This is a genomic window from Kribbella monticola, assembly GCF_003261635.1.
GTDB classification, from domain to species: Bacteria; Actinomycetota; Actinomycetes; order Propionibacteriales; family Kribbellaceae; genus Kribbella; species Kribbella monticola.
This window is the reverse complement of the sequence record NZ_QFXK01000010.1, coordinates 506,056-516,634: the sequence shown is the minus strand read 5'-3', so window position 1 is coordinate 516,634 and position 10,579 is coordinate 506,056. Positions and strand designations below refer to the sequence as shown.

Below are 10,579 nucleotides of genomic sequence, written 5' to 3'. Positions count from 1 at the left end.
ACCCGCCATACCGCGACCCCACCCGCCATACCGCGAACCCACCCGCCATACCGCGAACCCACCCGCCGCCCTTCACCCCACCCGCCGTCCTTCACCCCATCCGGCGACCCTCAACCCATCCGCCGTCCCCTTAACCAGGCGGCGACCCCCGACCCACCCGCCTCCCGCAACCCACCCGGCGACCCCCGACCCAACCGGCGAACCCACAATTTGGGACGTCATCCCCTGAAATGAGGGGTTGCCCTGCGGTATCCACACCACGAACCCACAATTTGAAGGGGCAGCCCCTCAAATGGTGGGTTCGCCGAAGCCGGCCGGCGGAGGGGCAGGGGTGCTTGGGCACCCAAGTGGTGGGTTTGCCGGAGCGGGTCGGTGGAGCAGGGATGCTTGGAACCCTCAGCGGGTCGGTGGAGCAGGGATGCTTGGAAACCTCAAGGGGGTGCTGAGGCGAGCCGGGGGCTACTTGTCCTGCGGTCGGTCGGGGTCGATGACCTCGCCCTGGATGACGTCGTCGGACGGCTGGCGGCGGGCTTGTTCGTATTGTTCGGCTGTCGGTGGGCGGTAGGTGCCGGGCATGAAGCCGGTGATCGGGTTGCCGCCGAGCTGGGCGACGATGCGCCGGCCCAGGAAGCCCGACAGCACCTTGCGCGCGAGCGGCCGCGTGAACGGCAACACGAAGAAGAACCCGAAGATGTCGGTGACGAACCCCGGCGTCAGCAGCAGCGTCCCGCCGATCAGCACGAGCGCGGCGTCGGCCAGCTCACGACCAGGCATCCGCCCGGTCTGCAAGGCGGTCCGCAGCGCGTTCCAGGCCCGTTTGCCCTCCCGCTTGATCAGCCATGCGCCGAGCGCGCTCTCGACCAGCAGCAGCCCGACCGTGGGCCAGCCGCCGATCACCTGGCCGACCTGGATGATCACGTAGATCTCGATGATCGGCACGACCAGCAGTGCGACGGCAATGAACCACGGCATCGCTCTCAGCCCTCTCCTTGACTTAGACGGGCACCTTGGCGCGGTCGGCGGCAGGGGCCGGCGGGGTGCCGGGGTCGGCAGTCTTGCGGTTGCGGCGCGCCAGCAAGGCCAGCGCTGCTCCCATGATCCCCAGGCCGGACAAGATCCACTGCGGCCAGCCGCCGAGCCTGGTCGCCAGCGTCTCGCCGTCGCGGACCGGGACCGACGCGACGTACACGTCGGAAACGAACTGACCCGACTTGTGCTCGACCGTACCGTCCGGTCGGATCACTCCGGAGATGCCGGAGGTGGACGCGATCAGCACGGTCCGGCCGGTCTCGATCGCGCGCATCCGGGTGATCGCGAACTGCTGCTCCGGCTGCCCGGTGCCGCCGTACGTCGCGTTGTTGGTCTGCACGATCAGGATCTGCGCGCCGCCCTTGGCGACATCGGAGACCACGTTGTCGTAGGCCAGCTCGAAACAGATCAGATCGCCGTACGTCGTACCGGCGATCGGCATGATTCCCGGTCCCACGCCCGGAGCCGTCTGCCGGCCGATCATCTCCAGTCGCTTGATGTAGGGCAGCAGTTGGTCGCGGAACGGGATGTACTCGCCGAACGGCACCGGATGACGCTTCGCATAGCGCTGCCCGGGACCGGTGCGCGGGTCCCAGACGATGCCGGTGGTCTGCCGCTCGTTCGGGCCCGGCCCTTCGGTCACCGCGCCGACCAGGATCGGCACCTTCACCGCCTGGACGGCCGTCTCGATGTCCTGCCGGGTCTCGGCGTCCTTGTACGGATCGATGTCGGTCGAGTTCTCCGGCCAGATCACCAGATCCGGTTTCACCTGCGTACCGGCCAGCACCTGCTTCTGCAGATCGAGCGTCGCGTTCATGTGGTTCTTGGTCACCGTCCGGGCGCGGCCGAGGAACTCCAGCCCTTTGCCCGGGACATTGCCCTGCACCATCGCCGCGGTGACGGTCTTGCCGTTTCCCGCGGTCGACAGCGAGAGCAGCGACGTGAGGCCGACCAGAGCGACACCGACCACCAACGACACCAACCGCAGACTGAACGCGCTACGGCGTCGCAGTACGGCGTAGACGAGGACCCCGAGCAACGCGATGACGAAGCTGAGGCCGGAGATACCGACGTACGCCGCGAGCCGGCCGAGGTGGGAGTCCGAGAACGCCCAGGCGAGCCGGCCCCACGGGAAGCCGCCGAAGGGGACGGAGCCGGTCGCGAACTCGGTGGCGACCCATAGGCACGGGATCCAGAGCATCCAGAGCCGATGCTTGAGAGTCTGGCTGGCGAGTGCTCCGAACACGCCGTAGAAGAGGCCTTCGAGGACGGCCAGGGCGATTGCCGCGTCGCCGCCGATGACACTGAGCCAGGGCACCAGGACCAGGTAGTAGGCGATGCCGAAGCCGGAGCCGACCAGGAAGCCGCCCTTCATCGAGACGCCGTTCAGAGTCGCCAGGAAGAGCGGGATGGCGACCAGGGCGAGCCACGGGTGGTCGTGCGGTTCGAAGACCAGCCCGAGGCCGCAGCCGGCCGCTACCGCCACCAACACCCTGGGTAGTAGCCGACCCAACGCCTTCAGCCGCTCCACGCGCGCACCCCTTCGCCTCACCGACCCGGCCGATACCGGTCGCACGACGGTACAACGCGCGAGGCGCCCAGATGTATCCGGTCAGTAGCCAGCCGGGCCGGGCGGCCGGATTCCGAGAACCGCGAGGGCCGGAAGCCGGGCAAAAGGAAAGAGGCTCGGCGGGCCTTCGGACCAACCGGCTGGCCGCTGGATGCGAGCCACCCGGCTGTTGTCTACTGGGCGCCGAGCCTCTTCCACCTCTGCCCCGCGGGGGGCTAACCACCGGGGATCTCAGCCCCCGTCGACTCAAGCCTGGCACTGGCCTGGTCAGCGTCGCGGGATCTTCCGGTGGCCGAACTTCGTTGAACCGTAGGAGAAACGGGATATGACGACTCCCAAAACGATGCTCGCTCAGGGCGACGGTGTCAACCTCTGCCAGGGCCGCAACCGGCGGTTGTAACACTTTCGCCTGCGTCACCAAGCGTTTCGACGCTGCGTGATCGAAGTTACGTTACAGAGCGATCTCGGCACTCCACGTAATCGTTACCCAGGGCAACTAAATCGTCACTCAACCTTGCCGGGCCGGTACGACGACGACGCCGGTCGCCCGGGTGATCTCGAGCGGTTCCGCGAGCACCTCGGCGGCCGACTCGGACAGATCGGCGCGACCCCGGCAGACCACCCGAGCGACGAACGACAGCTCCCGGCTGCGGTTGCCGACCCGGGTGATCGTGGCGGTCGTCTCGACGACATCGCCGGCCCGCAACGGCTGGAGGAACTGCACGTCGGAGTAGGAAGCGAACAGTCCTTCATCTCCGTCGGCCTGGATGCACACCTCCGTCGCCACGTCGCCGAACAGGCCCAGCACGTAGGCGCCGTCGACCAGGTTGCCCGCGTAGTGGGCGTGGCTGTACGGGATGTAGCGCCGGTGGGTGACGCTCAGGCCGATCGTTGCCTTGGACATCGAGTTCGTCATGCGGTCCTCCGGACGGCAGCGTGCTTGCGACGGGTGACCAGGGCGTCGACGAGATAGCTCGCCACCTCACCCGGCGTGGTACCGCGGCCGAACACCCGGTCGACGCCGAGCTCGCCGGCCATCGCCTCGGTGAAACGGGGGCCACCGGCAACCAATACGGGCCGCGTCTCCTCGGAGTACGCCTCCCGGAAGGCCGCCGACATCTCCTTGGTGTTCAGCACGTGCGCCTCGCGCTGGGTGACCACCTGGGAGACCAGGATCGCGTCGGCCTTCTCCGCCTTGGCCCGCCGGACGAGTTCCGGTACGGCGACCTGGGCGCCGAGGTTGACCACCTTGAGCTCCCGGTAGTACTCCAGGCCCTTCTCCCCCGCGAACCCCTTGATGTTCATGATCGCGTCGATGCCGACGGTGTGCGCGTCGGTACCGATGCAGGCGCCGACCACGGTCAGCCGGCGGCGGAGTCCCTTGCGGATGGCAAGGTTCGCGTCCTTCGGCGACAGCAGCGGGTAGTCGCGCTCGATCACCTCGACCTTGCTGGTGTCGACGAGGTGATTGACCGGGCCGTAGACGACGAAGAAGGTGAAGTCCGGTCCCATCGGCTTGGCGTGCACGACCAGCGCCGGGTCCATCCCCATCTTGTTGGCCAGCTGGATCGCGGCTCCCTCCGCCCGCTTGTCGTGCGGGATCGGCAGTGTGAACGACATCTGCACCATCCCGTCACCGGTCGTGTCGCCGTAAGGCCGGATGATGCTCACTGCGCCTCCTCGAGCAGTTCGATGGCCGGGTTGTAGTACTGCGAAGAGCGGCGGGCGACACCGTCGAGGCCGCGACCCGCGTCCTGGGGACGCTTCATCAGGCCGAAGGTACCGTCGCCGATCGCGTTCAGCAGCCCGTCGTCGACGATGCGTTCCAGCAGGTCGATCGACTCGCCCAGCACCTGCCGTGCGCGGTTGGCGATGAAGCCGTCCGGTGCCGGGTGGAAGTCCTCATGAAGGTTGCCGGCGGCACCCAAAACGTAACGGACGTTCTGCAGGGCCAGGTCGCGGTCGGAGATCCACGGCGTCACCACCGCCTCGGTCATCATCCCGACCAGCAGGATGCCCTGCCCGGTCATCGCACCGACCAGATTGAAGAACCCGTCCAGCAGGTAACCGCGGAACACGTCGCCGGTCATGTGCCGCGTCGGCGGCATCCACTTCAGCGGCGCGTCCGGGAACAGCTGCCGGGCCAGCATCGCGTGCGCCAGCTCCAGCCGGAACGAGTCCGGGATCTCCGGCGTGATCTCGAAGGCGTGCCCGAGCCCGAGCTGCCAGTCCTCGAGCCCGGCCTCCTTGGCGAAGTACTCGTTCAGCAGCTGCGACACCGTGACCGTGTGCGCGGCGTCGACCGCGTCGGCGGTGGTCAGGTAGTTGTCCTCGCCGGTGTTGATGATGATTCCCGCGCGAGCGTGGATCTGCCGGCTGAACCGCTGGTCCACGAAGGTGCGGATCGGGTTGATGTCGCGGAACAGGATTCCGTACATCGAGTCGTTCAGCATCATGTCCAGCCGTTGCAGCCCGGCCAGCGTCGCGATCTCCGGCATGCACAGCCCGGAGGCATAGTTGGTCAGCCGGATGTAGCGGCCCAGCTCGCGCGACGACTCGTCCAGTGCCGCCCGCATCAGGCGGAAGTTCTCCTGCGTCGCGTACGTCCCGGCGAAGCCCTCCCGGGTCGCGCCCTCGGGTACGTAGTCCAGCAGCGACTGACCGGTCGACCGGATCACCGCGATGATGTCCGCACCGGCACGAGCGGCCGCCTGGGCCTGCGGGATGTCCTCGTAGATGTCGCCGGTGGCAACGATCAGGTAGATCCACGGCCGCTGTTCGGGATCGCCGTGCCGCTTGATCAACCGGTCACGTTCCTTGCGCCGGGCATCGACCTTCTTCAGCCCGGCGGCCGCGGCCTTGCGAGACGCAGTACGGGCTCTGGTCGCGTCCTTGCCTTCCGGCAGCCGGAAGGTGACCGACCCGGAGGCGGCCTTCTGCGCAAGGACGGACAGGTCTTCCGCCTCACCGCGCAGCAGCGCGTCCCAGACGGGTAGCGCGAGACCGTGTTCCAGGCCGACGTCCGCACGCACGGTGTCGGCCAGCCGGTTGACCCACGGGATGCCCTCGCTGTCGGCACCCGCCAGGCCGGCCAACCGCAGTACGGCACGTTCCACTGAGACCGTGGTGTGCTGCTTGGCGATGTTGACGATCGGCTTACCGGCCTTGCGAGCCAGGGTGCGCGCCTTGCGGACGGTGACCGGGTCGAGGTCCAGCTTCTTCACTGCACGGGTCACGAGGACCATCCTTCTGCGTCGAACACGGTGCGGCCGCCAACCACGGTCCGCCGACAAACAGGCACGGGTGCCTCGTCACTGAGATCCGGCAACACCGGTACGCCGGCGCGCGGATCCGTCGACCAGGCGGCCACCCGCTGATCCGGTGTCTGCACGACCAGCTCCGCGTCGCTCTCCCAGACGGCGTACGTCGCTGCCGTGCCGGGCGCGAGCACTCCCGCGTCGTCGATCCCGGCCGCGCGCCAACCACCCCGGGTGTGAGCGGCGAAGGCGGCGCGCACCGTGATGCGCTGCTCCGCGTCGTGGTGGAACGCGGCCGCCCGGACTGCCTCCCAGCCACCGAGTTCGGTCACCGGCGCATCGGATCCGAAGGCGAGTACGACGCCTGCGCGGGCCAGCGAGCCGAACGGGTTCATGCCCTTCCAGCGTTCGCCGACGCGTTCGGCGTACATGCCGTCCGGGCCACCCCAGTGGCCGTCGAACATCGGCTGCACGCTCGCGACGACACCGCACCGGGCCAGCGTCGCGATCGCGGCGTCGTCGACCATCTCGACGTGTTCGAGGCGGTGGCGCGCGGCAACGAGTGCCTGGACGCCGACCTTCTCGGCGGCGAGCTCGAAGCCGCGCGCGATGTTGTCGAGGGCGGCATCACCTATGCAGTGGAATCCGGCCTGGACGTTCCGCTCGGTGCACGCGATCACGTGCTCGGCGATCTGCTCGGCGGTGAGGTATGCGTGACCACGGTGATCCGGACGATCGGCGTACGGGTCGCGTAGCGCCGCAGTACGGGAGCCGAGCGCGCCGTCCGCGTTGAGGTCACCGGCCAGGCCGGCGAGCCCGTACTGCGTGACGTTGTCGAAGACGCCCGGCTCTCCCCAATAGAGCGTCGCGGCGAGTCCTGCTTCCTCGGCTGCCTGGCGGACGAGCGGAAGTTCCCAGAGCGGTCCGATGTGCGGGGCCGCCATCTCGTGGAACGCGCCGATGCCGCGCTCCCCCATCGCCTTGACCGCCGCACGCGCATCGGCAAGCCGCTGGTCAGGTCCGACCAGCTCACTGAGTGCATCCCGTACGGCGTGGTGCGCGTCGCGCTCGACCCGGCCGTTCTCTTCATACCCAGCTTGCCCCTGCAGATCCGGCACTGCAGCAGCGAGGGACGACGAGATGACACCAGAGTGACCGTCGACCCGGGAGAGGTAGACGCGGCGTCCGTCAGCAGCGCGATCCAGCTCGGCGTTCGTCGGCGGGCGCCCCTCCGGCCACTTGGTCTCGTCCCAGCCCGAGCCGTCGATCACCGCGTCCGGCGCCAGGGTCGCCGCGAAGGCTGCGAGACGGTCGAGGGCCTCCGAGAGATTCGTCGTACCGGCCAGGTCGAGCCCTGTCAGCAGAGCGCCCGTCTGTGCGGTGTGGACGTGGGCATCGACGAAGGCTGGCGTGACGAGCTTGCCCCGCAGGTCGACGACCTCATCAGCACCCGACGCGTAGGCGGCGGCGCTGGTGTCGTCGCCGAGCCAGCTGACCACGCCGTCGTCGAAGGCGATCGCGGTGGCGTGGGGGTCGGCGGGTGAGTAGACGGAACCGTTGGTCAGAAGTGTGCGCACAGGGCTAATCCTGCCCCTCCGCCGCGAGCCTGCCCTCGAACAACTCCCGGACACCCCGCTCCGACCGGAGCAGGTCCATCGCGTAGTCGGCGTGGCCCGGCACATAGCCGTTGCCCACCAGCATCGTCACGTCGGCCGCGAGGCCCTCCGCGCCGAGCGCGGCGGCCGAGAACGAGGTCGCCATGGAGAAGAAGATCACCGTGCCGCCGGCCGCCGTGGACAGCACAGCGCCGTGCTCACAGCCCGGTACGTCGACGCAAACAACCGTGATGTCGGCCGGTCCCCCGGCCGCTTCGACCGCCTGGGCGAGCGCCACCGGGTCGCGGGCGTCAGCAAGTGCGACCTGGTCGGCGAGCCCGGCGGCTTCGAGCTTGGTCTTCTCGGCCTCGACGGGCACGATGCCGATGGTCTTGGCCGCGCCCGCGCGACGGGCCGCTGCCAGCGAGAGCGAGCCGGATTTCCCTGCGCCGCCAATTACTGACACGACAGGCTTTGTGCCTTTGTCGACATAATGGGCCACCACTCGCGCGGTCAGAGCGGGCGCGCCGCAGACGTCCATCACCGCAAGCGACAGCTCCGGCACCAGGTCGTCGGGCAGCTTCGCGACGATCGACCGGGCGAAGAGGATCGCGTGTCCCTCGGCGGGGACCTGTTCACCGCGGCCGTCCCAGCGAGCCAGTCCGTCGGTGATCTGCAGCGGCGTCAGGGTCAGCGAGACGAGCGTCGCGACCCGGTCACCCTTCTGGACCCCGAGCGGCGACTCCGGGCCCACCTCCTCGACGACGCCGACGAGCATCCCGCCCGAACCCGTCACCGGGTTCTGCATCTTGCCGCGCTCGGCCACGATCCCGAGCACCGCCTGCTTCACCGCTTCTCCGTCGCCGTGGTGCGCCTCGGCCAACTGCCGGTACGACGCGGCGTCCAGGTTCAGCCGTTCGACCGAGATCCGGACCTCGTCCGGCCACAACTCGGGCGACGCGTCGAGCTTCCGCGCGGCCTGCGGCAGTACGCCGGCCGGTTCGAGCACGCGGTGCAGTCCGACAGGTGAACCAGCAGTGTTCGGCACAGGGCCTCCTTCGTCGAGCGGCTGGTGGCGAGACTCGCCGATGGCCGGGCAAAATACTACTCTGATAGACATCTGACGGAAATCTTGCGGTGTTCCGTTGGATCTACCATAAGTTCTATCGCTATCCTCACATGAGACCGACGCCGTAGTGGAGCCCCAGGAGGACTCGTGACCGATCTGATCAGCCCGGAGCTTGCCGCTGCCGAACTCAACGGGCAGCCGTACGCGTATCACCGGGCCGAGCTCGTCGAGCCCGACTGGACCCGGATGCCGGGGTTCAAGGACGTGACCGCCGAGGAGTGGCGCTCCGTGCAGTGGCAGCGGTCGCACTGCGTGAAGAACGTGAAGCAGTTGCGCGACGTGATGGGCCACCTGCTCGAAGAGCGCGTCTACGAGGACCTGGAGCGCGACCAGGCCGAGCGGGCCACGATGTCGATGCTGCTGCCGCCGCAGATGCTGAACACGATCGTGCCTGAGGGCGCCGACGACTACACGGCTGCCTTCTATGCAGACCCGGTACGCCGGTACATGCTGCCGATGTTCACCGATCGGCGCACCGACTGGGCGTCGCACCCGCACGCGACCCGGGACTCGCTGCACGAGCACGAGATGTGGGCCACGGAGGGGTTGACCCACCGCTACCCGACCAAGGTGCTGGCGGAGATCCTGCCGACCTGCCCGCAGTACTGCGGTCACTGCACCCGGATGGACCTGGTCGGCAACTCGACGCCGGTGATCGACAAGCTGAAGTTCACCATCAAGCCGCAGCAGCGACTCGACGACATGCTCGACTACCTGCGCCGTACGCCGGGTGTGCGCGACGTGGTCGTGTCCGGTGGCGACGTGGCGAACATGCCCTGGCCGCGGCTGGAGTCGTTCCTCACCAGCCTGCTGGAGATCGAGAACATCCGCGACATCCGGCTCGCCACCAAGGCACTGATGGGCATGCCGCAGCACTGGCTGTCCGACGACGTACGGGCCGGTGTCGAGCGGGTCGCTCTGCTCGGCCGTCAGCGTGGCGTGATGATCGCGATGCACACCCATGTGAACGCGGCTCAGTCGGTGACTCCCCTGGTGGCCGAGGCGACCAAGGCGATGTTCGAGGCGGGTCTGCGCGACGTACGCAACCAGGGCGTGCTCATGCGCGGTGTCAACGACTCGGTGCCGCAGCTGCTGGACCTGTGCTTCGCGTTGCTCGACGGCGCCACCATCACGCCGTACTACTTCTACATGTGCGACATGATCCCGTTCTCCGAGCACTGGCGGGTCTCGGTGAAGGACGCGCAGCACCTGCAGCACGGGATCCTCGGGTACCTGCCGGGCTTCGCGACGCCGCGGATCGTCTGCGACGTGCCGTACGTCGGGAAGCGCTGGGTGCACCAGTTGTCGGAGTACGACGAGGTGCGCGGCATCTCGTACTGGAAGAAGAACTACCGCACCGGGATCGAGCAGCAGGACCCGGAGGCGCTGAACCGCACCTACGAGTACTACGACCCGATCGACACCCTGCCGGCCGAGGGCCAGGAGTGGTGGAAGCAGCACGCCGGCGACTCGATCGCCAAGGCGACCGCTCAGGCCGCCGCCTCCCGCGAAGCCGCCGAGTCCCAGAAACTGATCCAGATCAGCTGACCCCTACCCCGCTGGTGTCGTCGCACAGGGGACCCCGACACCAGCGGGCGGTTTCAGTTCCCCTCCCACTCTCAGCTGCCAACAAGTAGGGTTCGGGGACTGATGGGGGTGGGTGCCATGGGCTGGTACAGCGTTCGGTGCGTGTTCCAGTTGATCGATGAGAACGACGACGAGTCGCCGTACGAGGAGCGGATCACGCTCTGGCAGGCCTCCGACTTCGAGACCGCTATCGAACTGGCCGAGGACGAAGCCGCGGAGTACATCGAGGGCACCACCTGGGCCTATCTCGGCCTCGCGCAGTGCTTCTACCTGGGCGACGACGTCAGCACGATCCTGTCCGGCACCGAGGTCTACTCGCTGATCCGCACCAGCACCCTCGCGCCCGACGACTACCTCGACACGTTCTTCGACACCGGCAACGAGTACCAGCGCCACGTCGAAGACAGCTGAG

General features: G+C 68.1%; 9 protein-coding genes. 2 read left to right on the top strand and 7 right to left on the bottom strand.

All coding sequences use genetic code 11. The annotated features are described in order from the left end of the window. Positions 1–459 precede the first annotated feature (459 nt). From DIZ26_RS08335 to kdd, 7 genes are all read right to left on the bottom strand, one after another. The gene (locus tag DIZ26_RS08335) at positions 460–972 is read right to left on the bottom strand and encodes an FxsA family protein (protein ID WP_112239096.1); all 513 of its coding nucleotides are present in this window, start codon (positions 970–972) and stop codon (positions 460–462) included. Positions 973–994: 22 nt separating this feature from the next. Then, a complete protein-coding gene (gene lnt, locus DIZ26_RS08330) occupies positions 995–2,560 on the bottom strand; it encodes an apolipoprotein N-acyltransferase (RefSeq protein WP_112239095.1) in 1,566 nt (521 codons plus the stop codon). Between the two features lie 547 nt (positions 2,561–3,107). After that, positions 3,108–3,515, bottom strand: a complete 408-nt coding sequence (kal, locus tag DIZ26_RS08325; RefSeq protein ID WP_232828190.1) for a 3-aminobutyryl-CoA ammonia lyase — start codon at positions 3,513–3,515, stop codon at positions 3,108–3,110. Continuing rightward, the gene (kamE, locus tag DIZ26_RS08320; protein ID WP_112239094.1) at positions 3,512–4,270 is read right to left on the bottom strand and encodes a lysine 5,6-aminomutase subunit beta; all 759 of its coding nucleotides are present in this window, start codon (positions 4,268–4,270) and stop codon (positions 3,512–3,514) included. Before kamE ends, kal begins: the two co-directional genes overlap by 4 nt. Further along, positions 4,267–5,844 carry a lysine 5,6-aminomutase subunit alpha gene (gene kamD / locus DIZ26_RS08315; RefSeq protein ID WP_232828189.1) on the bottom strand — a complete coding sequence of 526 codons (1,578 nt, stop codon included), beginning with the start codon at positions 5,842–5,844 and terminating at the stop codon, positions 4,267–4,269. Before kamD ends, kamE begins: the two co-directional genes overlap by 4 nt. Further along, entirely contained in the window at positions 5,832–7,433 is a 1,602-nt protein-coding gene (locus DIZ26_RS08310) for an amidohydrolase (RefSeq protein WP_198675972.1), read from the bottom strand. Before DIZ26_RS08310 ends, kamD begins: the two co-directional genes overlap by 13 nt. Before the next feature lie 4 nt (positions 7,434–7,437). Next, positions 7,438–8,499: an L-erythro-3,5-diaminohexanoate dehydrogenase gene (gene kdd / locus DIZ26_RS08305; protein WP_112239091.1), complete on the bottom strand. Its 1,062-nt coding sequence runs from the start codon at positions 8,497–8,499 to the stop codon at positions 7,438–7,440. A 168-nt stretch (positions 8,500–8,667) separates the two neighbouring features. On the opposite strand from kdd, the gene DIZ26_RS08300 reads away from it, so the two are divergent. Beyond that, complete coding sequence (locus DIZ26_RS08300; RefSeq protein ID WP_112239090.1) at positions 8,668–10,128, top strand: KamA family radical SAM protein; 1,461 nt, start codon at positions 8,668–8,670, stop codon at positions 10,126–10,128. Between the two features lie 102 nt (positions 10,129–10,230). Then, positions 10,231–10,578 (top strand): DUF4288 domain-containing protein, encoded by a 348-nt coding sequence (locus DIZ26_RS08295; protein ID WP_112239089.1) that lies wholly within the window; start codon positions 10,231–10,233, stop codon positions 10,576–10,578. The last annotated feature ends 1 nt before the right edge of the window (position 10,579 follow it).